This is a genomic window from Mucilaginibacter sp. (genome assembly GCF_039925265.1).
In the GTDB taxonomy this organism is placed as follows: domain Bacteria; phylum Bacteroidota; class Bacteroidia; order Sphingobacteriales; family Sphingobacteriaceae; genus Mucilaginibacter.
Genome location: NZ_JBDSZG010000061.1, coordinates 1 through 26,221 on the forward strand (window position 1 = coordinate 1; position 26,221 = coordinate 26,221).

Annotated in this window: 22 protein-coding genes; 21 read left to right on the forward strand and 1 reads right to left on the reverse strand. The window is 43.0% G+C overall.

Annotation, left to right across the window (positions count from 1 at the left end; translation table 11 throughout):
- The first annotated feature begins 180 nt into the window (after positions 1-180).
- The 20 genes from istA (at position 181) to ABIX36_RS26255 (ending at position 23,561) form a co-directional block, all read left to right on the forward strand.
- Positions 181-1,710: an IS21 family transposase gene (istA, locus tag ABIX36_RS26160; RefSeq protein WP_348085117.1), complete on the forward strand. Its 1,530-nt coding sequence runs from the start codon at positions 181-183 to the stop codon at positions 1,708-1,710.
- 20 nt (positions 1,711-1,730) lie between these two features.
- Positions 1,731-2,477, forward strand: coding sequence for an IS21-like element helper ATPase IstB (istB, locus tag ABIX36_RS26165; RefSeq protein WP_348085118.1), 747 nt, complete (start codon positions 1,731-1,733; stop codon positions 2,475-2,477).
- Between the two features lie 133 nt (positions 2,478-2,610).
- On the forward strand, positions 2,611-2,739 hold the full coding sequence (locus ABIX36_RS26170) for a hypothetical protein (RefSeq protein WP_348085119.1): 129 nt from the start codon (positions 2,611-2,613) through the stop codon (positions 2,737-2,739).
- 3 nt (positions 2,740-2,742) lie between these two features.
- Entirely contained in the window at positions 2,743-2,910 is a 168-nt protein-coding gene (locus tag ABIX36_RS26175; protein ID WP_348085120.1) for a hypothetical protein, read from the forward strand.
- Between the two features lie 4 nt (positions 2,911-2,914).
- On the forward strand, positions 2,915-3,952 hold the full coding sequence (locus ABIX36_RS26180; RefSeq protein WP_348085121.1) for a DUF932 domain-containing protein: 1,038 nt from the start codon (positions 2,915-2,917) through the stop codon (positions 3,950-3,952).
- A 44-nt stretch (positions 3,953-3,996) separates the two neighbouring features.
- On the forward strand, positions 3,997-4,332 hold the full coding sequence (locus tag ABIX36_RS26185) for a hypothetical protein (RefSeq protein ID WP_348085122.1): 336 nt from the start codon (positions 3,997-3,999) through the stop codon (positions 4,330-4,332).
- 233 nt (positions 4,333-4,565) lie between these two features.
- Positions 4,566-4,841 carry a hypothetical protein gene (locus tag ABIX36_RS26190; RefSeq protein ID WP_348085123.1) on the forward strand — a complete coding sequence of 92 codons (276 nt, stop codon included), beginning with the start codon at positions 4,566-4,568 and terminating at the stop codon, positions 4,839-4,841.
- Positions 4,838-4,987 (forward strand): hypothetical protein, encoded by a 150-nt coding sequence (locus ABIX36_RS26195; RefSeq protein ID WP_348085124.1) that lies wholly within the window; start codon positions 4,838-4,840, stop codon positions 4,985-4,987. Before ABIX36_RS26190 ends, ABIX36_RS26195 begins: the two co-directional genes overlap by 4 nt.
- A gap of 624 nt (positions 4,988-5,611) precedes the next feature.
- On the forward strand, positions 5,612-6,100 hold the full coding sequence (locus ABIX36_RS26200; protein WP_348085158.1) for a hypothetical protein: 489 nt from the start codon (positions 5,612-5,614) through the stop codon (positions 6,098-6,100).
- Between the two features lie 1,085 nt (positions 6,101-7,185).
- On the forward strand, positions 7,186-8,133 hold the full coding sequence (locus ABIX36_RS26205; protein ID WP_348085125.1) for a DUF1735 domain-containing protein: 948 nt from the start codon (positions 7,186-7,188) through the stop codon (positions 8,131-8,133).
- Positions 8,134-8,301: 168 nt separating this feature from the next.
- A complete protein-coding gene (locus ABIX36_RS26210) occupies positions 8,302-8,874 on the forward strand; it encodes an RNA polymerase sigma-70 factor (protein ID WP_348085126.1) in 573 nt (190 codons plus the stop codon).
- Between the two features lie 109 nt (positions 8,875-8,983).
- A complete protein-coding gene (locus tag ABIX36_RS26215) occupies positions 8,984-9,955 on the forward strand; it encodes a FecR family protein (protein ID WP_348085127.1) in 972 nt (323 codons plus the stop codon).
- Between the two features lie 243 nt (positions 9,956-10,198).
- Positions 10,199-13,498 carry a TonB-dependent receptor gene (locus ABIX36_RS26220; protein ID WP_348085128.1) on the forward strand — a complete coding sequence of 1,100 codons (3,300 nt, stop codon included), beginning with the start codon at positions 10,199-10,201 and terminating at the stop codon, positions 13,496-13,498.
- A gap of 27 nt (positions 13,499-13,525) precedes the next feature.
- Complete coding sequence (locus ABIX36_RS26225) at positions 13,526-15,340, forward strand: RagB/SusD family nutrient uptake outer membrane protein (protein WP_348085129.1); 1,815 nt, start codon at positions 13,526-13,528, stop codon at positions 15,338-15,340.
- Between the two features lie 98 nt (positions 15,341-15,438).
- Positions 15,439-16,380 (forward strand): hypothetical protein, encoded by a 942-nt coding sequence (locus ABIX36_RS26230; protein ID WP_348085130.1) that lies wholly within the window; start codon positions 15,439-15,441, stop codon positions 16,378-16,380.
- A gap of 33 nt (positions 16,381-16,413) precedes the next feature.
- Positions 16,414-17,565 (forward strand): TlpA disulfide reductase family protein, encoded by a 1,152-nt coding sequence (locus tag ABIX36_RS26235; protein ID WP_348085131.1) that lies wholly within the window; start codon positions 16,414-16,416, stop codon positions 17,563-17,565.
- A gap of 37 nt (positions 17,566-17,602) precedes the next feature.
- Positions 17,603-19,006, forward strand: coding sequence for an alpha-L-fucosidase (locus tag ABIX36_RS26240; protein WP_348085132.1), 1,404 nt, complete (start codon positions 17,603-17,605; stop codon positions 19,004-19,006).
- 117 nt (positions 19,007-19,123) lie between these two features.
- The gene (locus tag ABIX36_RS26245) at positions 19,124-20,818 is read left to right on the forward strand and encodes a trypsin-like peptidase domain-containing protein (RefSeq protein ID WP_348085133.1); all 1,695 of its coding nucleotides are present in this window, start codon (positions 19,124-19,126) and stop codon (positions 20,816-20,818) included.
- A gap of 715 nt (positions 20,819-21,533) precedes the next feature.
- A complete protein-coding gene (locus tag ABIX36_RS26250) occupies positions 21,534-21,893 on the forward strand; it encodes an ATP-binding cassette domain-containing protein (RefSeq protein ID WP_348085134.1) in 360 nt (119 codons plus the stop codon).
- Between the two features lie 369 nt (positions 21,894-22,262).
- On the forward strand, positions 22,263-23,561 hold the full coding sequence (locus ABIX36_RS26255) for an MFS transporter (protein ID WP_348085135.1): 1,299 nt from the start codon (positions 22,263-22,265) through the stop codon (positions 23,559-23,561).
- A gap of 40 nt (positions 23,562-23,601) precedes the next feature.
- On the opposite strand, the gene ABIX36_RS26260 is transcribed toward ABIX36_RS26255, so the two are convergent.
- The gene (locus ABIX36_RS26260; protein ID WP_348085136.1) at positions 23,602-24,630 is read right to left on the reverse strand and encodes a LacI family DNA-binding transcriptional regulator; all 1,029 of its coding nucleotides are present in this window, start codon (positions 24,628-24,630) and stop codon (positions 23,602-23,604) included.
- A 102-nt stretch (positions 24,631-24,732) separates the two neighbouring features.
- On the opposite strand from ABIX36_RS26260, the gene ABIX36_RS26265 reads away from it, so the two are divergent.
- Positions 24,733-26,220, forward strand: coding sequence for an FGGY family carbohydrate kinase (locus ABIX36_RS26265; RefSeq protein WP_348085137.1), 1,488 nt, complete (start codon positions 24,733-24,735; stop codon positions 26,218-26,220).
- Position 26,221: the final 1 nt, after the last annotated feature.

Sequence of the window (26,221 nt, forward strand, 5' to 3'; positions counted from 1 at the left end):
TGGAGATTCTGATGAACCAGACCACCTGATTCCGGGGCAAGCTGACCACCAATTCCGGGGCAAACTGACCAGGGGATTCCGGGACAAACTGACCACCCTCGACGTGTAGCAAATGCTGTAGAAGCAACCATCTTTCGGAGGCAACATATACCTCCAAACATGGCCAATTCGACGATCAGCATGAGTAAGATTAGAAAGATTTTGAGGATGTACAGCCAGCAGCGGCCCATTATGACCATCGCTGCCCAGACTGATGCATCTCGGAATACAGTAAAGAAGTACCTGGCAGCCTTTAAAGCCAGCGGCTTTACCTTTGAAGAGATCGATGCCCTTAACGATAAGGAACTCGAAGATCTCTTCGGTAAAAGCAAAGAACACCCGCCTACCAGCCGTATGCAGTCCATGCAGCGCTGTTTCCCCCACGTAGATAAAGAACTCAAACGCACCGGTGTCAACCGTTATATGCTATGGGAAGCCTACCGCAAAGAGTTTCCTGATGGCTATCAGTACAGCCAATTCTGCTTTTATTACACACAGTGGAAAGCCAGGGTCAACCCGACCATGCACATGGATCACAAAGTCGGCGATAAGCTTTATGTGGACTTTGCAGGTGAAAAGCTAAGTTATGCCGATAAAGATACAGGTGAAGTTATTAACGTAGAAGTCTTTGTGGCTATACTTGGGGCCAGCCAGCTCACTTATGTAGAGGCTGTTATGAGCCAGCAAAAGGAAGACTTTATTGCAGCCTGCGAGAATACGCTGCACTTTATCGGCGGCGTTCCTGCCGCTATTGTACCTGATAACCTGAAGGCAGCAGTAACCAAAAGCAGCCGTTATGAACCCACCCTGAACGAAACGTTTGAGGACTTTGCAGAGCATTACGGTACAACCATACTACCAGCGCGGGCGTACCGCCCGCGTGATAAAGCATTGGTAGAAGGTGCTGTTAAGATCATTTATACCAAGGTCTATGCACCTATCAACCGGGTTACCTATCATTCTTTAAAAGAACTGAATACGGCCATCTGGGAAGCATTGGAAACCCATAACAGCCAGTTGCTTAAAGGACGTAACTACAGCCGCAGGCTACAGTTTGAAGAGATCGAGAGGCATACCCTGATGCCGCTGCCTGTCCTGCTTTATCAGTTCAAAAAGCACTTCTATGCTAAAGTAATCAAGAACGGCCATGTCAATCTCGGCCCTGATAAACACTATTACAGTGTGCCGTACCGCTTCATCGGCAAGCGGGTTAAGCTGTTGTATTCCCGCACTATCGTTGAGATCTATTCTAACTATGAACGTATCGCTTTACATAAACGAGCAAAGAACCCCTACGGTTATACGACCGATAAAGATCACATGGCCACTACGCACCGCTTTGTAACGGACTGGACACCTGATAAGTTCCTGGATTGGGCTGCATCTATCCATGAGGATGTGAGGCTGTATATCCTTAAGATCCTTGACCGGAAGCAACACCCGGAACAAGCCTATAAGTCCTGCCTGGGTGTGCTTGGCTTCGCCAAGAAAGCAGGGAATGAAAGGCTAACGATGGCTTGCCAGCGTGCACTCAGCTACGGCCTTCATAACTATAAAACGATACAAACCATTCTGGAAAACAAGATGGACGGCTATGAAGAAAGCCTCTTTGCCGATGAGCTGCCTATGCCCAATCACGATAATATCAGAGGAAAAGACTATTACAAATAACCATTAACAACAATAATAACATGAACACAAGTACATTAGACAAACTGCGGAAGATGAAGTTCTTCGGCATGTTCCATGCCTTCAAAAGCAGCATGGAAACGGGTAAAACGAATGATTACACAGCGGATGAACTGCTGGCTCACCTGGTAGATGCCGAGTGGGATGACCGACAAAACAGGCGTATCGAACGGCAGATCCTTTATGCCAAGTTCCGCTATAAAGCCTCTGTAGAGGACGTTCATTACCATGCTGACCGAAGTATCGACCGTAACCAGATCATGCGCCTGGCGGACTGTACCTTCATTGACCGCAATGAAAACATACTGGTTACCGGCAGTACCGGTATCGGTAAAAGCTATGTGGCTTCTGCTATCGGCTATCAGGCCTGTATGCTCGGCTACAGGGTATTTTATGCCAGTACACCTAAGCTATTCGCTAAACTGAAGATGGCTAAGGCAGACGGCTCCTACATGAAAGAACTGGCTAAGATCGAACGGCAGCAACTGCTTATACTGGATGATTTCGGTATCCAGCCCTTTGATGCGCAAAGCAGGGCTGCCCTGATGGAGATCATTGAAGACCGGCATGGCAAGACCTCACTGATCATTACCTCACAGTTACCGGTGAGCAAATGGTTTGAAGTCATTGGTGAAAAAACGATTGCTGATGCGATCCTGGACCGGATCGTTCATGATGCGCACCGCATCGAACTGAAGGGAGAATCTATGAGAAGAAAACGTAACGTTGAACCGGAAACCAGCTACTAATGAAAATACCTTTTAAATAACTATTTTTGTACACGCTTTTATAGCGTTTGCTGCACGCCCCACGTCAGCTAATTGCCTGGTCAGTTTGGCCCGGAATCAGGTGGTCAACATCTCCATAACATACACTATAGCAATGTTAGAACTATTTATCGAGTTAACCAACCAAATATTTTGGGAGGGTTATGCCCAGCAACTGGCACAGGAGCAACCTGCACTATACCAGTACGAACTGGCAGAGTTTATCCATAACTATAATACATAGGTGATGGACGATACGATTTTTTTACTGGTGAAAGTAACGATAGCGACCACGCACCGCAATGTGCGGGAAGCGGTTACTGAATTGCAACAGCAATCTACCTGCACCATTAAGAACACCCGAAAAGTAAGGGTAAAGAGAACCGAGTTGATGGACTACAAATTAAAATCTTAAAGACATGGCACACGATATTAATTATAATGAGCAAACGCAGCAACACAGTTTTTTCAGCGTGAAGGAAAAAGCCTGGCATAACTTAGGGCAAATCATTGAGCAGTACCCGACGAGCGCGGAAGCTATCGAACATGCGGGGCTGAATTTCGAGGTATTAAAACGCCCGAATATCCACCCGCTGCCAAGCGGGCTAAACATCATATCAGATAACAGTTATTTCACTTTCCGCACGGATAACGAGGCGGTTTTAGGTGATAAGATCGGCAGCGATTACGAAGTGGTACAGAATACCGAGGCGTTCAGCTTTTTTGACAGCATCGTTGGCGGTAAGGATGGCATCCTCTACGAGACGGCGGGAGCGTTGGGCAATGGCGAGATTATATTTATTACCGCCAAACTACCCGATTATATCCGTGTCGGGCGTAACGACTGCATTGAAAAATATTTGTTCCTGACCTCATCACATGACGGCACAGGCAGTATTACGATCGCTTTTACACCTGTGCGGGTCGTTTGCCGTAACACCTTAAACGCAGCGATGCGCAACCAAATAAACTGTATTAAAATACGGCATACCGCCAGCGCTGGGGACAAACTGAAAGAGGCCTATAAACTCTTAGGTATCACCAACCAGTTATCGGTAGAAATGGAAGCCATTTATAACCGCTGGGCGAGGGTAAGGATATCAGACCCCGAATTAAAAAAGCTGATACAACGGGCGATGGTGCCCAACAGGGAGGTATTGGAGAAATTAAGAACGGGCAAGGAGGAAGAATTAAGCAGCCATTTTACCAATATGGTGAGCAGTGTTTTTGATTATGCCATGACCAGCCCGACCCAGCAGGAGGACACCACCAAAGGGACTTTGTTTGGTGCTTACAATGCGGTTACGGGCTACTTTCAAAATGTGCGCAATTTCAAAACGGACGAGAGCAAATTCAAATCCATCATGTACGGGACAGGGTTCGACCGTTCGCAAACGGCTTTTAACCTGTGTGCGGATTTTGCGAAGGAAGGCAGCAGCGCCTTATTATTCAATTGAAGTTTAACAGGCAGGTGCGCAAGGGCCTGCTTTAATTTTAGGTTATGGCGAACTGGTGTTCAAATATCGTGAGTTTCAAGGGCGATAAGCAAAGTTCCCTGCAAATCACCAAGCTGTTTAATCAATTGATGGCGCAGGAAAAAGCGCAGGAGCGGGGGCAATTGCCCGAATTTATTACCGACGAAGACGGTTATATGTTCGAAATATGGCGCATCGCCAACGTGGTGACCTATGAGACCCGCTGGTCGCCTAACACGGCGATTGTCAAAGCGATTGCCGACCATTTTCAGGTTGATTTTATCTATGAATATGTAGAACCCATGAACAGCATACACGGTAAATTATCTTATAGCAACGGGGAACTTAAAACCCTTAAATAATTAAAAATGGAATTTAAATCAGCAAATCCCGATAAGGTATATTCAAAAATCACCTATAACGGGACACATAGTTTAGTGAATGTGCAGGATGTTTCAGGCGAGACCATCAAGCAGGTGATGGAATTATGTGATAATAATCATTTAAACACGAATGCGGGTTTCAAGTGCAGACGGGTTTATTATCTGCGTGGCGGACGTAACCAAGCCCCTTATGAACAGGTATTGGTCGGCTTTTGGAAGCCGATATTTTGCCTGCCGAATTATTTGAGATTGTGCATTGCCTGTCATTTTGGAATCAGGAAGCGCAGAAAATGTTTGCCATCAACGATGAAAAAGGCGAAACCATGCGACAATTCGTTTTGCGTTGTATCGCCGCTGATTGCAGGGCGTTTGTTAAACCGCATAGTGATTTGTTTATGACCGGACGGGATGAAAGACAGGTTTGGGTTTCGCATGGGGAAACCGAAGAAAGAATTTTATTAAATCAATTTACGGAGGAAAAGATATGAGCTTTATTGTGATTGAAACACATGGCGGTGCGGAATATGCCGCCATTGTAACCGATGAGGACGGGAATAATTTGGTATTTGACGAGTGTGACGAAGCCGAGGCGGAAGCTTCGGATTGCCAGGCTGGGTTAGTAGTTGAGTTATAGAACAGGTTATTATTTTATAGAATGTTTAAAGTCCCGAAAGGGACTTTTTTGTGCGGCAACTTCTGATAACTCTCGATAGCTTTTGCCAAGTGATTTGGTAATTTTTTCAGAGCCCAATGATAGCACAAGGCGGTCGATATGGAAATTTCAAGGACTAGTAAAAATTATTCGATCTTAAATGATATAATAGAACGAAAAGTTAAAAAATGTATTTGCCGACACTGGCGCCTTTGTAAAAAATGCTAAAAATAAAAAAAATGAGTTTTTTCCGGGATTTTCCGGAATTGAAAATAGATTTTTAGTTATGTCATTAAGAACGGATAAATAAAAGGAATTTCATTTTTAAACTTAAAACCATGCTAAATATTCAAGAAGGTGTTTTACTCATAATAGGCTTCGGTGCCGTTTTGAAATTAATTGTTTGGTATGTCCACAAAAGACATGGGACAAAGACCGATGCATTCCTTATTGCGAGTAGGAATGTTTCCAGTTTTAGAGGGTCCCTAAGTATTTCTGCTGCTTGGATCTGGGCTCCCGCAGTGTTTATAGTTTGCCAAAAAGCTTATGAACAAGGCATTGCAGGAGTATTCTGGTTAACTGCACCCAAACATCCTTTGTTTCTTCATTTTTGCGCCTTTCGCGGTTCGACTTAGAAAATATATACCTAACGGATATTCCTTCCCTGATTACATTTATTATAGATATAATAGTAAAGCACTGCATATCGCTTCATTATTTGTTTACATGGGCTACCAGCTTGGTGCGATAATTATCAATTCAACGGCAGGTGGTATTTTGCTTAGCTTACTTACCGGGCGGCCATATCCTTTGTCTGTCCTTTTAATGGCTGGAGTTGCATTAAGTTACACCTTAATAAGTGGATTAAGGGCGAGCGTGTTGACGGATGTTATTCAAATGTTTCTGATTTTATCAATTGCATTCGTTCTTGTTCCATGGGTAACATCGGTTTCCGGCGAATTTCATATGATCAGTGATCATTTAGGCGGTGTAACCGGAAAATATACGGACATGTTTAATCCAACCTATAGCAGGCGACCTGCTATAGTAAAATTGCCAAAGTACGTCATCAAGAACATGATAGAAACAGCCTGAGACCCCAAACAACTGGTGGATTTTAATAGCAGTTTGCTATAATTGTTCAGACAGAAGAATGTAAATCGGTAAAAAAATTAAAAGTTTCAACACCTAACTAACTTTTTGTCCTTTATGCAATCGTAACTATTTGAGTGTCAGCTACGGTTACTTTCTGTCCTGGAAGTGAAAAAAAATATCATTTAAAGATTTGATATTCAAACTATTATGCGTAGTTTAGGTGATTGTCCCCTATTTGACCCCGATGTAAATAATCAAACTGAAAATCAAATGACTTCACTTTCTGTATCGGCAAATAACCGATGTAACTAATTAATAATCAATTATTTATGAATTAAAAACAGAAAATAGAAATCGCCGTTTTAATTTCTTAAATCTCATGATATCAGGCCTTTGTAATAAAAACAATCGGTAAATTTATGTTTTTTGTTACTATTAGAAAGTAAATTCGTTGCTTTTTTGGTTCTCAGATTATCTTTTGTTCCTCATTTTTCGGTTACTTATAAATCGTTGTAACTATAGGTAACTAAATAGCACTAAACGATACTAAATGCCACAAAAGACTACAATTTAGGGAGAAACAACAACGGATATCGTTGTGATAATTTTCTTGGGGTGAGTGTTAATGTGGATAATTAGATTGTGGAAATTTTAAATATATGAGTTCAAATTTCACGATCTAAAGATAATGTGTTGCAACTTATCGATCAGGTTTTTGGTGAGGTGGCTTGCAACGGCTGGTATAAAAAAAATATAACATTCCATGGCTTAACATACTTACGCAAACTTTCAGCTTGAATTTGGATGCTGAAAGTGTAGTTATCAACCGCTTAATAATGAGTAAAGTATTTACCGTTAACAAGAAAAAGACTGCTTTACTTTGATACCATTACGGCAGCTACGAATTCAACTTTGCACTTAATTTTCTTAAAAATATTTTTTTCATTGAGCTCTGCGACTAAGGGTGAACTATATCTCGGTGTACTCCTTTATGTGCGTGTGTAATACCTCTGCCTCGCCAGGTAGATAGCTAACACAAGTACATTATTTAGATTCTTGGAAATTTTACTCAAACTCAATTTAAAATGAAAAAAAGATTTACTGAACTTTATTTAGTCCTGGTAGCCATTGCTTCCATCTTGGCCTCGTGCTCAAAAACGGGCGATAATTACTACTATAAAAATATGTCCACATCATTGGAATTGCCAGTTGCCGCTCACGCCGGCCCTGCTATGTTTGATAACGGGGGCTTTAAATTCAATATAGCTAAAAGCATTAGCGATACCCCGCAGCCCCTTGTTACCACAGTGCTTTTATCTGCTACAAAGCCGCTTACTAAAGATTTAACAGTTACCCTAAATGTTGACAATGGATCAGTAACGGCCTTAAATGCCATGCATAAAGCGCTTTATACAACGGATAGTTTGGCTGCTGTAAAAGCTGACACGGATTTGCCAAGTTCGGCAGATTTTAAATATGAGATATATCAAAGCCTCCCGGCCGATGCTTACAGTTTATCTGGTACAACGGTAACTATCCCGGCAGGGCAAACTGCTGCTGATTATATTATAAATATAATTACCTCTAAATTAACGCTTGGAGTTAAATATATGCTGCCGGTAGCCATTACGGATGCCCAGGGAGAAAAGATTAACTACTATAATAAAGTATATTATATAGTAGGCATAAAAAGTGAATATGAAGGCGAGGCTAAGGCTAATGGTTCAATTGCTTTTCCCGACCCATCAGTTGACCGGTCATGGACGGACAGGACGAAAACTTTGACGACTGTAAACGGCAACATTATTCGTACAGAGGCGGCTGACTTAGGGGGGAGCAATTACTTTATGTGGTTAATAGTAAATCCCGACAATTCTGTAACTGTGATCTCTGCACCTGGTAGCGCTAATCCAAGTATTCAAAGTAATGGCAACTGTACTTTTGACCCGGCCACACGAACTTTCTACCTCAATTATAAATATGTAGGCGGTACGGGAGACAGAAGAATAACGGAAACCATCAAACTCAATTAATTTCGAAAAAAATATTAAGAGCTGCTTCAATTTGAAGCGGCTTTTTTCGTGAAATGATCTTTACATCCGGTATTGAGCAATATTTTTGCTCGTTAGGCCAAAACGGCAATAAAAACAACATATTGTTAAGAAATTATTAATAATTTAGTGGAAACATTGCCATGTCTGATGAAAACTAATGTGCAGCTAACTGATATCGAGTTACTTGAACTTTTTACTACAGGTAATGATGGTGCGTTTTCTGAAATTTATAACAGATATTGGAAAAAACTCATTGCGCTATCATACAGCTATACAAAGGATAAATTTGCGGCCGAGGAGATTGTCCAGGAGGTCTTCGTTAGTCTTTGGAACAGAAGGGGCGTTTTAAAAGTTGAGACACTTAGTTCTTATTTGGCAACCGCCATTAAATTTTCTGTATTCAAATCTGTTTACACCAAAAATCGGCACGAAAAACTGTTGGAGTATATGCCGGGCAATTCGCCGGCAGAACTGCCCGAAGACTTGGTTCATGCTAAATTCCTGGAAGAATATGTAAACGGGCTTGTTGAACAACTACCCGAAAAATGCCGCCTGGTTTACCAGTATAGCAGGCAAAAAGGTTTCTCACCTCAAGAGATAGCCGACGAAATGAACATTGCCAAAAAAACTGTTGAAGCGCATCTCACCAAAGCGCTTAAGATGCTCCGCTTTAATCTTAAAGAAATGATGGTGCTCCTTATCGTTCTTAAACAACTTTAAAAGCATTGCCAATCGGTGCGGCCAAATAAAAAACAACCATTTCAATTTTCTTGCATATAAACTAAGGGTGTAACCTTGTTTATGGTACTTCTTATTAATTGCGCTTAAAATGGACGAATTAAGACAAAACTATTTAATTAAAAAATATATCGACGGCACAGCCACCCCGGCCGAGAGGGAAGAGCTGTTGTTATGGTATCGCCAAAAAGGTGATGAAGACGGTTCATGGCCTTATATAAGTGAGCCGGAAGAAAGTGAAGCAAAAGCGCGGATATTTAAACAAATAAAACAACAGGTAAACAGTACCGGAATTAAACCCGGTCGCATTCGCAATCTTTTTTATAAGATGGCCGTAGCGGCTTCAGTAGTTGGAGTGGTTTGCTCAATTGTTTTGTGGCGCCTTAATACAAAGGAGACGTTGCCCGAATTGGTTACAGTGAGTACAAGAGCAGGCGAAAGCAAGAAACTTGAACTAACTGATGGGTCTGTGATATGGCTAAGTGCAAAAAGTACGCTTACTTACCCAGCAAGTTTTAAAGGAGCAACCCGCGATATTAATTTTTCAGGAGAGGCTTTTTTTGATATCGCTAAAGATAAAGAACACCCCTTTATTGTTCACACTGGTAATACCAGCACCCGTGTGTTAGGCACCAGCTTTAATATTACAGCAATAAAAGAACACGATAACATTACCGTAGCCCTAATTACAGGTAAGGTTATCTTCACAGGCAGCAAAGCCCCAATAAACTTGTTGCCTAACAACCAAATTGTTTATAATAAGGAAACCAAAGAAGCCAGGTTATTACCCATCCCTGATGTTGATGCGGTAGTTGGCCGGCATAATGGTTATTATGAATATAGAAATATCCCGGTTAAGTATGTGGCTGAAGATCTGAGCCGTTTGTATGGTATGAATATAAAGGTGGTTGGTAACGTAAAGAATTGCACTTTTTTTGGTCGGATAAAGCCAGGAGAAAGCCCTGTTCGGTTCTTAAAAAAGATGGCGTTTATAGTTAATGCAGAAGTAACCGCAAGAGATAGTTTATGGATCATTAAAGGAGGAGGGTGTAATTTGAATTAACGATACCCGCTCATCTAAAGATCAGTAACGCCCCGTGCGAAGGGGCGCCAACTGAATCAAAAAACATCACAGTAAACAGCTATACCTCAATGGAGTGGAACCCAGGGTACCTGCTAATTTTTAACGTTTTATCGAAGTGAATATATGAAAAATAATGTATCCCGCAATAAGGGACGCAAGTATATGCTTTTTATGAAGATAAGCACCCTCATACTAATAATAATAAGCAGTTCAACCATCTTAATGGCAGCGCGTCCTGCAGATGCACAGGATGTATTAAAAAAGCACATTACTGTTAATTTAAAAAACAGTTTATTGGTAAAAGCTCTTGATGATATTTCGGCGGCTTCTGGCGTAAAATTCACCTATAATGGTGCCGTTACCAACAGCAAAACCCGAATATCTGTAAAAGTTGTAGACCAGGAACTTGGCAGGGTTTTAAACAAGGCCCTAAGTAACACCTCCTATAATTTCGTAGTTCTTGATGACGAGATCCTGATCAGGTACGAGGAAAAAATTCCTGTTGCCAAGCCCAAAGCTGTGCAACGAATTGTAACCGGTAAAGTGGTTGATGAAAAGGGCGAGGCTTTACCCGGTGTTACCATAAGAGTTAAGAACACTACTCGTGGAGGTATTACTGATGTTTCAGGAAAGTACCAGATACAGATCAACGATGACGCCGAAACGCTGACATTCGCTTTTATTGGCTATCAAAGCCAGGAGGTAGTGGTTAACGATGCCAAAATTATTGATATCAAAATGGTACCCAACCCGCAAAATGAGCTGAAAGAGGTTGCAATTGTAGCTTACGGTACCCAGCGTAAAGTTAGTTTGGTTGGTGCACAATCTACCATTGATGTAGGCGAATTAAAGCAACCTGTTGCCAATATATCAACCTTACTGGCAGGCAGGTTATCAGGTATTGTTGGTGTGCAACGTTCTGGCGAGCCCGGCGGAAATAGCGCCGATATCTGGATCCGCGGTATCTCTACTTTTACTAATAATGCCACCGGCCCACTGGTATTGGTGGATGGGGTTACACGATCTATAAACAATCTCGATCCACAGGATATTCAATCTTTCACCATTCTAAAAGACGCATCTGCGACTGCAGTTTATGGTGTAAGAGGTGCTAACGGTGTTATATTGGTACAAACCAAACGCGGAAAAGCCGGCAAGCCAAAAATTGATGCCGATTATTACGAAGGTTTTACCTCTTTTACCCGCGTACCAGAAATGGCGGATGGTATTACTTTCATGAACGCCGTTAACGAGGCGAATACCACGAGGGGAGGGGTGCCTAAGTATTCTCAGCAATACATCCAAAACACGCAGAACAATGTGGACCCGCTGCTATATCCGAACATTAACTGGATGGATGCTGTGTTTAAAAACACAAGCCGTAACAGAAGGGCAAACGTTAATATTAATGGTGGCGCGCCCAATGCCAGGTATTACGTATCGGCAAGTTATTACAACGAGGGCGGCCTTTTAAAAACCGACAGGCTATCTACGTATAATTCAAACATTGATTATAGCCGCTATAATTTTACCAGCAACATTGATCTGGATGTTACCAAAAGCACTAAGGTGGCTTTAGGCGTGCAGGGTTATGTAGGCAAGGGGAATTATCCTGCTGTATCATCAGGCGATATTTTCCAACAGGCAATGATCGTATCTCCGGTGGTATTCCCGCTCGAATATCCGGGTGGTTTTGTACCGGGTGTAAACCCCAACGGCGATCAGCGTAATCCTTATGCCGATCTCACCCGCAGAGGCTATCGTACTAATTTTGAGAACCAGCTTTACTCTAACATCCGGGTTACGCAAGATTTGGGCTCTATTATAAAAGGGTTAACTTTTAACACTTTGTTTGCATTTGATGCCTTTAATTCAAATAGCATTACCCGCTCAAAACGCGAAGATACCTGGTATCCGGATCAAAACACGCCATATAAAATAGATGGCACCTTAAACCTGGTTAGAACATATACGGGGCAGGGCAACTACCTTAATTACGGCGCCGGGGCCGGTGGCCGTAACAAGGTTTACACGGAGTCATCTTTAAACTACGATCGCGCGTTTAGTAAGCACCGCATTGGTGGGCTATTGTTGTTTAACCAGGAAGATGAATCACGCTTCCCGGCCGGCGACTTTACCACTTCTATTCCTTACCGTTTACGCAGCCTGGCCGGCAGGTTTACTTATTCTTACGATGATAAATACTTTGCCGAATTTAACGTGGGCTACAATGGTTCTGAGAACTTTGCGCCGGATAAACGGTATGGCTATTTCCCTGCATTTGGTTTAGGTTGGTTAGTATCTCAGGAGAAATTTTTCGAGCCGCTTAAAAGCACGATATCCTTCTTTAAGATCCGGTACAGCAACGGTATTGTAGGCAGTGCGGATATTGGTCTGGGCCGCAGATTTGGTTATTTAACCCTGTTGTCTGATGGCGCATCAGGTTACACTTACGGCCTTAACAACACCAACGGAATAGGAGGCATCAATATTACCGATTACGGTGTTGATGTAACCTGGTCCAGATCGCACAAACAGGATCTTGGTATAGACATCCGTGCGTTTCACGAAAGCTTCTCTTTAACATTCGATTTGTTTAAAGAGCACCGCAGTGGCATATTCTTACAAAGGGCAGCTGTACCAGGTTACGTAGGTTTATCATCTGCGCCATACGCCAACCTTGGTATTGTTGAAAACAAGGGTTTCGACGCGACTATAGAACAACGCCTTAACATAGGTGAAACGGTAGTTAACTTGCGTGGTAACGTTACTTACAATAAAGACGTTGTAATTGAGAACGATCAGCCGTCTCCCAAGTATCCGTGGAATGATCAGCGCGGGCACAATATCCTGGCTGACTTTGGGTACATAGCAGAAGGGTTATTTACAAGCCAGGAGGAGATAAACAGCAGCGCTGTACCAGGTTCAAAAGAGAGTATTCGCCCGGGTGATATTAAATACCGCGATTTAAACGATGACGGAATTATCAACGCTTATGACAAGACCGAGATAAGCAGGGGAGATGTGCCGTTCTTAACATACGGTGTGGGCTTTAACGTTGCTTACAAAGGATTTAATCTTGGTGCGTTTTTCCAGGGTACCGGCAGTGCATCACGTTACATATCAGGTAATGCTATACAGCCATTTGCAACTAATGGCGGTATCAGTAACGCTTACGCCAACATCACCGACAGGTGGACAGAGGAAAACCCAAGCCAGGATGTGTTTTATCCGCGTTTAGCTTACGGCGACGGCGACAATACCAATAACACACAACATAGTTCATGGTGGGTTAAAGATGTGCAGTTCATACGCTTAAAAACGCTTGATATTGGTTATACTTTCCCTAAAGTGACGTTCGCCAAAATAGGGATGAGCAATGCCCGAATTTATATAATGGGCTACAACCTATTCACCATCAGTAACTTTAAGTTATGGGACCCGGAACTAAACACCGGCAATGGCACCACTTATCCTAACGTAAAAACGATTTCCTTAGGCATTAGCGCCCAGTTTAATTAACGGACAAACATTATTTAAAGCAATAAAATGAAACGAATTGTAATAGCAGCCCTTGTGACATGCATGTTAACATTTAGCCTTTCATGCAAAAAAGGTTTCTTAGACCAGGTACCAGATGATCGCCTTACGTTGGAGGAAACATTCAGGAACCGCAACTCCGCAGAAAAATTCCTGGCAAACGTTTACTCGACCATACCGGATGAGGCTTCACAAAGATTTCCTGGATCGGACAATAATATAGGTGAGTGGACCGGCGGTTCCGATGAGGCAGAGTACGACTGGGGATTTGTAGCAACACAAAATATTAATAATGGTACCTACGATGCATCAAGCGGTTTTGTAAGCGGTTTTTGGACAACTTACTATCGCGGCATCCGCTCTGCGGGCATTTTTATAGATAACGTTGATAAAGTATCCGATTTGCCAAGCTCATTAAAAGTACAGTATAAGGCCGAAGCAAAAGCATTAAGAGCCATTTATTACTTTTGGCTAATGCGCATTTACGGCCCGGTTGTAATAATCGGCGATAAAGCTATTAACCCTGATGCGTCATTTGCAGATGTACAATTACCCCGCAGTTCGTTTGATGAGTGCGTTACCTACGTAATAGGGGAACTGGATGCTGCAATGGCCGATTTGCCTTTAAAGGCATCAAACGCCAACAACTACGGCCGTATAAACAGGGCTTATGCAATGGCTATAAAATCGCAGGTTTTGCTATATGCTGCCAGCCCGTTATTTAACGGCAACAGCGATTATAGCTCTATGATTAACACTGATGGTAAAAAGCTTATCAACGACCAGTACGATGCAGCTAAATGGAAAAGAGCGGCAGATGCTGCTAAAGCATTCATTGATCAGTTTGTTCCTTCGCAATTTGACCTTTACCGGGTAAACGATGCAAGTGGAAATTATAGCCCATACCTTTCAACCCGTGATGTGATGCTGGTGGACTGGAACAAGGAAGTTATTTACGCACGCATTGATGCTGGTATAACCAACAGGGCCTATGAGCTGGCACCATACCACTCGGGTTATGCCGATGAAGTAAGGGGAAGCGGTGGCTTAGGTGCTACCCAAACAATGGTGGATGCTTATTTTATGGCCAACGGGCGGTCCATTGATGACCCTGCTTCCGGCTACGTAAAAACAGGGTTCTCTGACTTTCAGGCACCGTATGATGATAAGGCAAGACGTACCTACAACCAATGGACAAACCGCGAACCGCGCTTTTATGTAGGTATTACCTATAACGGCAGCAAATGGTTAAACACAAACAGCGGCGAAGTAATTACAGAAACATATAATACTGGTAACTCCGGCAAACAAACCGGCGGTAACGATTACTCGCCAACCGGCTACATAGTACGCAAAAATATAGTAACCGGCGATTGGAGACAAGGCGGGAGATCATGGATAATGCTAAGGCTTGCCGAGATCTACCTAAACTACGCGGAAGCTTTAAATGAAGCAGAGCCGGGCAATGCCGATGTGTTAAAGTATGTAAATCTGATTAGAAACAGAGCAGGTGTACCGGAATATGGTAGCGCCGATCTGCAGCTGCCGACTGGACAGGCTGTCATGCGCGAGGCTATCCGTAAAGAGCGCAGGGTAGAACTTGCTTTTGAGAATAGTCGTTTTTTTGATACTCGTCGCTGGAAAATTGCGGAAACTACCGATAATGGCCCGTTCAAAGCGCTAAACATCAGCGCCAACTTACCCGAGTTTTACAATTTGGTAACCTTTGAGAACCGCGTGTTTACAAAAAGGCATTATCTATACCCAATTCCTCAGAAAGATGTTGATAGTGATAAACAACTAATTCAAAATACCGGCTGGTAAACACCTTTTAAAGTTGGGGGGCAGTTAAGTGCCCCTCAACTTTAAATACTATTAACCTACGCTGCCCCTAAAGGCGGGGTATGCAAACATCCCTTTATATGACTTTAAAAATAGGTTTAGCACTGTGTGCAGTACTTTTTGCTGCTGTGATAGAAAATTCGTGCAGTGAAACGCGACTTGAACGCCGTAATGCAGCACTCGCATCGGCAGATACTGCTAAAACAGGTGTGCCGCCCTTAAAATGGAAAGAGCATTGGTTTGAGCATGATTTAACCATTTCAAGAACCTTTTACGATAACAACGCCGCTATTTACTACGATGATAATATGCCGCGCAACGTTACCTGGCCTAATAAAGTAATATCTGAGGCCTGGGCTTATGTGAAAAAAACCTACGGTAATTTTGGCGATTCTACCAGGATCTATGCAATCTTTCATAAGGTGGTTAACGGAAAATTAGGCGGCGGGCATCCTGCATCATATTTTGACGAAAGCCATGATTACCGTAATGTTATTGATTGCGGCCTTGACGATTGGACAAACCCCACCGGGCAGCAAATAGGGATGCCTATTCATGAACTCGGGCATATTGTATGTGGAGCCAGCCACGGAGTAAAAGGTTCTCCATCAGACGCTTTGTGGGGCGATAGTAAGTTCATGGAAATATTTATTTATGATGTGTACCAGCATATTGGTTATGAAGCTGAAGCCGCTAAGGTATTTGAAGAGATGCAAAGCAAACGCGACAGTTTCCCGGCAGCTAACACCCAGTGGTTTAAAAATTGGTTCTATCCAATTTATGATAAGCACGGTAAAGCGGCCGTGTTAAATAAATATTTTGAACTGCTTGCAAAATACTACCCTAAAAAGAACGGTAACGAATTTGATCATGACCTTAACTGGGGAGAGTTTGTTCATTTCTGGAGCGGTGCCGCAGGCGCGGACCTAAAAGCCCAGGCTACTAAAGCATTTGGCTGGAAGGATAAATGGGAAGCGCAATACAAAAAGGCGCAAAAAGATTTCCCGGCCCTGAAGTATTGATACAAGCTAATTATACAAACTCTACATCTACCTATGAAAACATTTAACAGAATAACAGGCATCGCAAGTTTAGCCATCATGTTGCCGTTTTTAATAAAAGCGCAGTCGCCTAATTTCAAGCTATCGGGCAAAATCGGCAACCTTAGTAAGCCCGCAATGGTATACCTCGATTATATGGATAATGGCAAAAGCCATGAAGATTCTACTGAATTGGTAAACGGCTCATTCAGTTTTTCGGGCAACATACTGGATATAGCTACAGCAAGAATGGCATTAGCACCAAACGGCGGCGGCAAGCAATTCGCCATTTACAGAGGCGGCGATGCTATTTATTTTTACTTCGGGAAAGAACAGATTGTAATGGCATCTAAAGATTCATTAAGTAATGCCACTGTTACCGGCTCAAAAATTTACGATGAATTTACTGCTTATACCAAAACCGTTGGCGGCTCTATTATGGCGCTCACCAAAGCCGTAAACCTCGATTTTTCCAGTGGTACACCCGAGCAGCGAAACGATACCAATTATGTAAAAGCAGTGGATGCACGTTTTAGGAGGGCCATAGCCGCCAGGAATGATAAGCAGCTAAAGTTTGCTAAAGAAAACCCTAATTCCTACTTCGCCCTGGTGGCACTATCGGAAGCGGCTGGTACCAAAGTAGATTTAGCTGTAGTGGAACCCATATACAAAGCGTTGAACAGTAAATACAAACAAACAGATATGGGTTTAGAACTGGCTCAACGAATAAAAGCGGCCAGCACCATTGTAGTAGGCAACCAGACACCTTTGTTTACGCAAAATGATGTAAGCGGCAAGCCTCTCGCACTATCCGCATTGAGAGGTAAGGTAATTCTGATCGATTTTTGGGCAAGCTGGTGTGCACCATGTCGCGCAGAAAACCCTAACCTCGCAAAACAATATCAATTATATAAAGACAAAGGCTTTGAGATACTGTCTGTTTCGTTAGATAGCGAGAAAAAGAATTGGGTAAGCGCTATACAGCAGGATGGGATGCCATGGAAGCATGTATCCGATCTGAAAGGGTGGAACAATGTGATTGGCCGCTTATACGGTATACGGGCTGTACCGGCCTGTTTCCTTGTAGATGCTGAAGGTAAAATAATAGCTACTGATGTAAGGGGCAAAACACTTAACGCCAAACTTGCCGAAATCTTTAATAAATAACTATAGAGCGGTAAAGCCGCGTTTTAATAAAAATACAATGTTTAAACTTAGGGCCCTTGGCTTAATACTCTTTGCTTCAATTTCATTAAATTTAAAGGCACAGCTGGCACCTAAAGAGCCGGTAAATACCCTTGCCCAATTACAACAGGATTTTGTCGACCTGCGTTTTGGAATGTTTATACACTTCAATATCCCTACTTATATGAATCAGGACTGGGCCGATCCGGAAGCATCGCCCGCCTTGTTCAATCCAACTAAACTCAATTGCGATCAGTGGGCTAAAGCCGCCAAATCTGCCAATATGAGTTATGGTTGTATCACCACCAAACATCATAGCGGCTTTTGCATCTGGGATACCAAAACAACTGATTACAATGTGATGAACAGTCCATTAAAAAAAGACGTAGTTAAGGAGTATGCAGACGCTTTTAGAGCCAACGGGCTTAAAGTATTCCTTTATTATTCGATATTAGATACACACCATAAGCTACGGCCGAATGCGATTACTCCTAAGCATATCGATATGGTTAAGGCCCAAATTACCGAGCTTATGACCAAATACGGCAAGGTTGATGCATTGATCATTGATGGCTGGGATGCGCCGTGGTCGCGCATTAGTTATGACGATGTGCCATTTGAGGAAATATATCGGCTTATCAAATTTCTACAGCCCAACTGCCTGGTGATGGATCTTAACGGAGCTAAATATCCTGCGGAGGGAATGTATTACACCGATATAAAAACTTACGAAATGGGCGCCGGGCAACGCGTAGCTACAGATAACAATAGGATGCCAGCCCTCGCTTGCCTCCCTTTGCAATACAACTGGTTTTGGGAAACCAACCACCCAACGGATGCTGTAAAAGCGCCTGCTAAAATTGTGAATGATATACTTATACCACTAAATAACGTGAGCTGCAATTTTATTTTAAACGTGGCGCCAAACCGCGACGGCCTTTTCGACGATAACGCATTGGTTGCGCTAAAGGAAATTGGCGTGCTATGGAAAAACGCAGGTCCAGGCGCAAAACTTCCGGTAATAGATGCGCCTATTATATCGCACAACTTCGCCAGAAAGGCATTTGCTAATTCCAGCTGGAGCGATGACTCCGCCATTATGGACTATGCTAACGACGATGACTTTGGTACTTCTTGGGTTTCTAACCCAACCGTTAAGGCACCATGGTACGAGGTGACCCTGAAAAAGGGGCAGGTTTTTAACGCAGTGGTTGTTGCAGAGCAGATAGCAAATATATCCGACTACAGCATAGATTATTTCGCAAACGGTACCTGGATAACTTTATTTAACGGGGAAAATACCAATAGGATTAAAGTGCACCGCTTTACTGCTGTAAAGGGCGATAAAGTAAGAATCTCTATCAGGAAAGCGAGCAGCCAGGTCTCGATAGCCGAATTTCAGGTTTACAACGAAAAGAAGTAACACTGAAAGTGCGTCGGCATGTAATCGCAACAAACATTTACGAACAATCAATCAGTTCTCATAGTTAATTACCCGAAGCCGGCTTGTTACCGGCTTCATTTTCATAAAGTCTTCGGTATGAATAAATGCCAGGTGTTACTAATTGCTGCAGTTCAATCTCTGGCAGTTTCAGCAGCATACACACAACCAAAAGGATCAATTGCTAACGAACTTTCTGGCTATGTATCAGGAGCTGTGGCAAAAGGCTATAAAGCGTCGGTTTTGATGTGGGAGATTGATGCTATTTCGCACACAAGGCAAGGTGCTCAGTTTAGTGGCGTAGTGGTTAGTAAAAATGGCGATATATTAAGCGCAGCGCACGTTGTAACACCCGGTAAAAGTTACCGGGTGATGTTTCCAGATGGGCAGGAATGCGTAGCAAAGGGCCAGGGGCGGATCTCCATCCCGCCCGCTTTTATGTTGCCTGATGCAGCCATGCTAAAAATTGTTGATGAAGGCTCCTGGCCGTTCGCAGAAATGGGTTGGGTATCGTCTTTAACAGCAGGCGCGCCTTGTATCAGTATAGCTTATCCGGAAACTTTAGAGCAGCGCAAACCAAGTGTTAGGTTTGGACACATATCAATATTGCAAAATAAATACGGTTTTTTGCAGTCGACATGCGTAATGGAGCCAGGCGACTCGGGTGGGCCGTTATTTGATTTGCTTGGTAGGGTTATTGGTATTCACAGTGGTATTGAAGTTGCAGAAAACGTGAATTATGAAGTCCCGATTGACACTTATCGCAAATATTACAGTGCATTAAAAAGCGGTGGGAACTTTACTTTATTACCGGCAGATACTGACGTTCTTGGAAGCGATTCACTATTCTCAGCTATTCGCAAAATTCCATTAGAATACCAATTGGACCTTCAGGTAAGAAGTGACAAAAAATTAAAGCAAAGTTGTGTACGGATAAGCAGTTTAATAAATGGCACCAGGCGTTATATTCTGGGTGCTGTATTATCCTTGGATATATCGCATGCAAACAATGCAGTGGCTAAGAGTTTTATAGTCAGCAAAAGTTCTATGGTAGGTGAAACACCGATGATTGCATTGGAGAACGGCAATATTGTTAAGGGCATTGTGCTTAAGCGAGACCGTGCTAATGACCTTGTACTTATTGGATCATCAGTAATGGTAAACCAAGGCATTAAGTTCGGCAGTGATGATACGGGTAATACAGCGTTTCAACATCTTGGTCGGCAATTAAGATCGCCCCGTCCGGACTCAATAGCACTAAGAGGTGTTTTAAGTACCATGCAAATCAATCTTCCTCCAAAAACAAGCCATGGATATATTGGTGCAAGCACAGGTTTTAAACGCGATAAACTAGTATTTACCTTTATTCAACCCGGCAGCGCAGCAGAAATCAGCGGTTTCACGATAGAGGATATAGTTGAATCTGTTGATGGCCTTCCTGTTGCAGATGAATTAGATTTTGTAAAGGCTTTTGGCAAATATCAAGCAGGTGATACTGCAACTGTCGCCATCACAAGGGCCGGGCAAAAGATAACAAGGCTTGTAGTATTGAAATACCCGCCTCAAAAAGTTGGTAATCATCCGGCCGAGAACTTTGTCGGTGGAAAAAGTATAAGACGAGATGGATTTCACGCCGTTTTTGTGCAGGATGCCAGTGTTCAACCGAGTAGTTGCGGCGGCCCGGTATTCGATATTGATGGCGTATTTATAGGTATAAATATTGCGAGGTTAAGCAGAACTAGCACGGTTATAATACCAGCTTTAATTATAAAAAAATTTTTAGACGTGAATTGAATAAGTAGTGTCTCGACTTGGTAACTGTGGTATAACTCTACTACAGGCGGATCAATTAGATGGTCGGACTGCAATGTCGGCCTCGTTAATTATTATTGGAGACTCCTTTTAATCATGCTGTTTTGGTAAGCTCGTAGTCGTACTATTTCTTAGCCGCTATAGTACCCAACAGGTAAGCAGCAAGGGCAATACTATAGGTTAGATTGCTACAATGTAATCAACCAGTGGCTGTAGGCGCGCACTTGAGGACAGTAAGCTGGCAAGCACCTAACAGTATCTTGTTATCACTAATTAAGCAAGCGATTCATGTAAAGGGTTCTTCACATAGATACTTATTAATCCATTATATTGAAATGTTATTAGCAGTTATAAACAATTGATACTTTACCTGACAAAAATCAAGAGATAACCCAAAAGGTCTGTTCCCCGCCAGTATTTGCAATCCTTCTTCTATTATTCCGTACAGCGGTGAATAGTTGATTTGTTATATTTTAAAGTTATGATAACAAACCGTTCTATAGAATGTAGTAACAAGTAAGTCCATCTTATATGTTATACTATCCCTATTTAATTTTGAGTAAACCATTGTCATAAACTACATTTCCGTTTACCATGGTCAGTATGCTTTGAGTTCCCATTAATTGCGGATCGATAAAAATATCTTTCGACAGAACAGGCAGGTCGGCAACTTTGCCGACGGTTGGCGTGCCTTGTTATGTTCTTCAAATTCGGCGTACGCCGCCGTACGAGTGTAGGCAATTACAGCCTGTTCGCGGTTAGCGCTTCGCTACTCTACGACAACCTTATCATGCTGGAAAATATTAAGTTCTATGGCGGTGTTTATGGCGTATCCCGCCCGGAGATCAAACAGCGCAGCAGCGTATTGGTAGCTACCCTGGGTTTGGAAAAAGAAGCCAAAAAGCTGGTTGGCGAATTACCGCTGGGCTGGAAGCAAAAACTGGCTTTTTCTGTAGCGATATTTGACCGGCCCAAGATCGTTTTCCTGGATGAACCGATCGGCGGGGTGGACCCGCTTACTCGCAGGCAGTTTTGGGATGTGATCTACCGCGTTTGATCGTGCTTTAAGGCAGCGGTTTCCCGGAGGTGGGAATTGAATTAGTATACCTTATTAGCTTTGCCATTGTGCTTAATTCACTGGCCATCTTAAATTATAGAAAAACAAACTAAAGGTGTATTGGTTGTTTTTCTATTCTCGATCTGTTCGTCTGTTAATTAGTTTGCCGTAACAGGTTGATGTATAAATCAAAAGAAACATTAAGGGCCGCTTTGCGGCCCTTAATAATAATCAACTACCCAATCTCAAAAGGCAGTTTCATTATCTTATAAATCAATTATAAAGCATAAAGGTGAAACATTTAAATTGCTTTAGCAATCGATTGCTAAAATAAATTATATTTGTTGTTAAATTATAAACGCCAATATTTTGAATGAAGTTAAAATACCTAATTACAGGTGGGTTGTTTGTGCATTAATTTTCTTTGCAACCACGGTAAACTATCTCGACAGGTCTGTCATCAGTCTGCTTAAATCTCACCTTACCAAGGAATTCAACTGGAATGATGGTGATTACGCCAATATTGAGATCGCCTTTAAGATAGCATACTCACTGGGCTTACTTGGCGTTGGCCGGATCATAGATCATTTAGGTACCAAAAAGGGCTATTTGCTCTCAACTTTTTTCTGGAGCATTGCTGCGGTTTGCCATGGGTTCGTAAGCAGCACATTCGGTTTTGGTGTGGTGAGAGCCGCGCTCGGAGTAAGTGAAGCGGGGAATTTCCCGGCGGCAATCAAAGCCGTCGCCGAATGGTTTCCCAAAAAAGAACGTGCTATGGCTACCGGGATCTTTAACTCGGGGGCTAACATTGGTGCTATAGTTGCTCCTTTAACAGTGCCCTTTATCGCTGTGTTCTGGGGTTGGCGATGGGCTTTTATACTAACAGGCGCTATCGGCTTTATATGGATAGTTCTTTGGCTTATTTTTTACGAGATCCCCTCACGGCAAAAAAGGCTGACCGTGGCCGAGTTTAATTACATTAATGCGGATGAAGAACAATTGCCTTCGGATCATCAGCCGCAACAACTAAGCTGGCTTAAACTATTAAGCTATCGGCAAACCTGGGCGTTTTCCATCGGTAAATTACTTACTGACCCTATCTGGTGGTTCTACCTGTTTTGGCTGCCGGATTTTTTAGAGAGCCAGTACAAAATAACCGGTACCGCTATAGCTTTACCGGTAGCCCTGGTATACACGCTTTCGGTATTTGGCAGTGTATTAGGTGGTTATATCCCAAAACGATTAATGGAACGCAACTGGCCTGCTTTTAGGGCCCGAAAAACATCTATGTTGTTTTATGCGATAGCAGTTGTACCCATCGTTTTTGCGCAGGTATTAGGTGGTGTAAATATGTGGCTGGCGGTGTTTATCATAGGCCTGGCAGCAGCCGCGCACCAAGCATGGAGCGCTAATATTTTCACTACGGTATCAGATATGTTCCCAAAAAGCGCGGTTGGTTCTGTAACAGGTATTGGCGGGATGTTTGGCTCTGTTGGCGGCGTTTTGCTTTCGTTATTGGTCCAAAAATCATTATTTATCCATTACCGCGCTATCAATCAAATAGAAACCGCTTACTACATTATGTTTGTCGTCTGCGGCAGCGCCTATATTTTAGCCTGGGTAATTATGCATTTTATGATTCCCAGATTAAAACCTATTAAGTTTTAACCGGCTTTTAATAAGTCCGTTACGGCATTGGGATAACGGATTAGCTTTTTTGGGTGGAAGAACGGGTAATAAGTTTTGGTTTGATGCTGATAATTTTTGGTACCACCATCGTATCGGTATTTTCCATTTCCTGGAAGTACAGGTTGGCTACTGTTTTGCCCATGTAGAAACTGAACTGATCGATAGTAGTAATAGATGGGCTGGTTATCTCCGTAAAGTCTTCGTTGGAGTAACCGCAAATGCCTAACTCCTCTGGCACCTTAACATTCATGGCGGTTGCTACTTCTAAAACACCCAAAGCCGAAAAATCTGATGTGGACGCGAAGATCGCATCGGGTGGTTGCGGCAGGCTTAGTAACTCGCGGGTTGCGTTCGCGCTTAGCTCTTTGGTCCAGGCGTTTTCAATCATTAGTTCGGGTATAGCAGGTATGCCGTTTTCTTCAAGTGCGCGCAGGTAGCCGATCTTTCGCTGCCTGAAAATATTGAGCTTTTGCGGCCCTTCCAATAAAGCAACGCGTTTATAGCCTTGTTTTATCATGTGGCTAACAGCCTCAAAAGATGATTGCTCGTTATCATTGGTTACTTTCAAGGTTTCCAGTTCATCGGCAACACGGTCGAACTGTATAAGTTGTATACCGTGGTCCATGATGTTTTGCAGGTGTTTATGATCGATAGTTTCAACCGAAATAGAGATCACGATGCAATCTACATGTTGGTTGATGAGCGTGTTCACACACTGCACCTCTTTATCGTACAATTCATTAGATTGGCAAATAATGAGGTTATAACCCTGTTTATAGGTAGCATCCTCTATGCCCGCTATCACATTGGAGAAAAAGTTTTGGTTAATGCGGGGCACCACTACGCCAATTGTTTTTGAATGGCCCTTCCGAAGATTTGATGCAAGAGTATTACGGGTATAATTCAGCTCTTTAGCCGTTTTTAAGATCAGTTTTTTGGTAGCATCATTAACCGAATTGCTATTATTAAGGGCTCTCGATACTGAGGAAGGGTTAAGGTTAAGCTTTTCGGCAATATCGTAAATAGTAGTTCTTTTTTTTGGTTTCATAGTAAATGATGACTTGTAAAATAAATTAAAACAATCGATTGCTTTTTAATGAATTTAATTTAATTTCGTTTCTGCAATTATAACCAAAAACAGCTACTATTTATGCTATTGTTAGGTATCGATTTAGGTACATCATCCGTGAAGATCAGCGTTGTCGATATCGACGGGCAACGCCTTGTGGCTTCGGCACAATACCCCGAAACAGAAGCGCAGATAATTACCCTGCAAACCGGCTGGGCCGAGCAATCGCCAGACAGCTGGTGGGAGCAAACAGAGCGGGCGATAGCCTTATGCCATCAAAAAGGCGTTTACGATCCCAAAGATATTACCGCTATTGGCATTGCCTATCAGATGCACGGTTTGGTACTGGTGGATAAAGACCAGAACGTTTTGCGCAACAGCATCATCTGGTGCGACAGCCGCGCGGTAGAAATTGGCGACAAAGCCTTTGAAGATATCGGGCACGAAACCTGCTTGTCGCATATGCTCAATTCTCCCGGTAATTTTACAGCGTCAAAACTGGCTTGGGTAAAACAGAACGAGCCCGAGATATATGATAAGATAGATAAGATCATGCTCCCCGGCGATTATATCGCCATGAAGTTAACGGGCGAGATCACTACATCGGCTTCGGCCATGTCCGAAGGAATCTTCTTCGATTTCCAGTTCAACGGGCTCTCTAAAGAGATCATAGAGTATTTCGGTTTCAGTGATAGTTTGTTCCCTGCTGTTAAACCCGTGTTTTCGGCACATGGCAGGGTAACACCGGCTGTGGGTGCCGCGTTGCAACTAAAAGCGGGTGTACCGGTAACGTACAAAGCGGGCGACCAGCCCAATAATGCTTTATCCTTAAACGTATTAAAACCGGGGGAGGTAGCCGCAACAGCTGGCACATCGGGTGTTATCTACGGCGTAAGCGATCAGCTTGCGTATGATCCGCAATCACGTGTAAACACCTTTGCCCACGTAAATTACACCGATGACAGCAAGCGACTTGGCGTTTTGCTTTGTATAAACGGTACGGGCAGCCTTTACCGTTGGGTTAAGAATACGTTTGCGGCAAACATGAACTATCAGCAAATAAACGCCGAAGCGGAGAAAGCTCCATTAGGCAGTGGCGGCCTGCGCATAATGCCTTTTGGCAACGGTGCCGAACGAATGCTGAGCAATAAGCAGGTGGGGGCACACTTGCATAATATCGACCTGAATTTACATACCCCCGCGCACATATTCAGGGCGGCGCAGGAGGGTATTGCCTGCGCTTTTAGGTACGGGCTTGATATTATGAGGGAGAATGGCATGTCGCCAACGATAATACGCGCTGGCAAAAACAACCTGTTTTTAAGCAGCCTGTTTACCGAAAGTTTTGTAAACGCTACCGGCGTACCAGTAGAACTTTATGACAACGATGGCAGTATGGGCGCGGCGCTTGGCGCGGGTATAGGTGCAGAGATATTTTCACCGGCTGAGGCATTTAGTAATGCAAAACCTATCCGGCAGATAGAGCCGCAAGGCAGTGATTTTGAAGAGGTTTATCAAAGCTGGAAAGCCATCCTTAACCAGCATTTAGCAAGTTTATCATCAATTTAAT

Coding starts and splice junctions, on each gene's coding strand:
- ABIX36_RS26210 (WP_348085126.1), top strand. CDS start 8,302: ATGAAAACTAATGTGCAGCTAACTGATATCGAGTTACTTGAACTTTTT.
- ABIX36_RS26245 (WP_348085133.1), top strand. CDS start 19,124: ATGAATAAATGCCAGGTGTTACTAATTGCTGCAGTTCAATCTCTGGCA.
- ABIX36_RS26185 (WP_348085122.1), top strand. CDS start 3,997: ATGGCGAACTGGTGTTCAAATATCGTGAGTTTCAAGGGCGATAAGCAA.
- istB (WP_348085118.1), top strand. CDS start 1,731: ATGAACACAAGTACATTAGACAAACTGCGGAAGATGAAGTTCTTCGGC.
- ABIX36_RS26180 (WP_348085121.1), top strand. CDS start 2,915: ATGGCACACGATATTAATTATAATGAGCAAACGCAGCAACACAGTTTT.
- ABIX36_RS26225 (WP_348085129.1), top strand. CDS start 13,526: ATGAAACGAATTGTAATAGCAGCCCTTGTGACATGCATGTTAACATTT.
- ABIX36_RS26260 (WP_348085136.1), bottom strand. CDS start 24,630: ATGAAACCAAAAAAAAGAACTACTATTTACGATATTGCCGAAAAGCTT.
- ABIX36_RS26265 (WP_348085137.1), top strand. CDS start 24,733: ATGCTATTGTTAGGTATCGATTTAGGTACATCATCCGTGAAGATCAGC.
- ABIX36_RS26215 (WP_348085127.1), top strand. CDS start 8,984: ATGGACGAATTAAGACAAAACTATTTAATTAAAAAATATATCGACGGC.
- ABIX36_RS26230 (WP_348085130.1), top strand. CDS start 15,439: ATGACTTTAAAAATAGGTTTAGCACTGTGTGCAGTACTTTTTGCTGCT.
- ABIX36_RS26205 (WP_348085125.1), top strand. CDS start 7,186: ATGAAAAAAAGATTTACTGAACTTTATTTAGTCCTGGTAGCCATTGCT.
- ABIX36_RS26235 (WP_348085131.1), top strand. CDS start 16,414: ATGAAAACATTTAACAGAATAACAGGCATCGCAAGTTTAGCCATCATG.
- ABIX36_RS26240 (WP_348085132.1), top strand. CDS start 17,603: ATGTTTAAACTTAGGGCCCTTGGCTTAATACTCTTTGCTTCAATTTCA.
- istA (WP_348085117.1), top strand. CDS start 181: ATGAGTAAGATTAGAAAGATTTTGAGGATGTACAGCCAGCAGCGGCCC.
- ABIX36_RS26175 (WP_348085120.1), top strand. CDS start 2,743: ATGGACGATACGATTTTTTTACTGGTGAAAGTAACGATAGCGACCACG.
- ABIX36_RS26170 (WP_348085119.1), top strand. CDS start 2,611: ATGTTAGAACTATTTATCGAGTTAACCAACCAAATATTTTGGGAGGGT.
- ABIX36_RS26220 (WP_348085128.1), top strand. CDS start 10,199: ATGGCAGCGCGTCCTGCAGATGCACAGGATGTATTAAAAAAGCACATT.
- ABIX36_RS26250 (WP_348085134.1), top strand. CDS start 21,534: ATGTTCTTCAAATTCGGCGTACGCCGCCGTACGAGTGTAGGCAATTAC.
- ABIX36_RS26195 (WP_348085124.1), top strand. CDS start 4,838: ATGAGCTTTATTGTGATTGAAACACATGGCGGTGCGGAATATGCCGCC.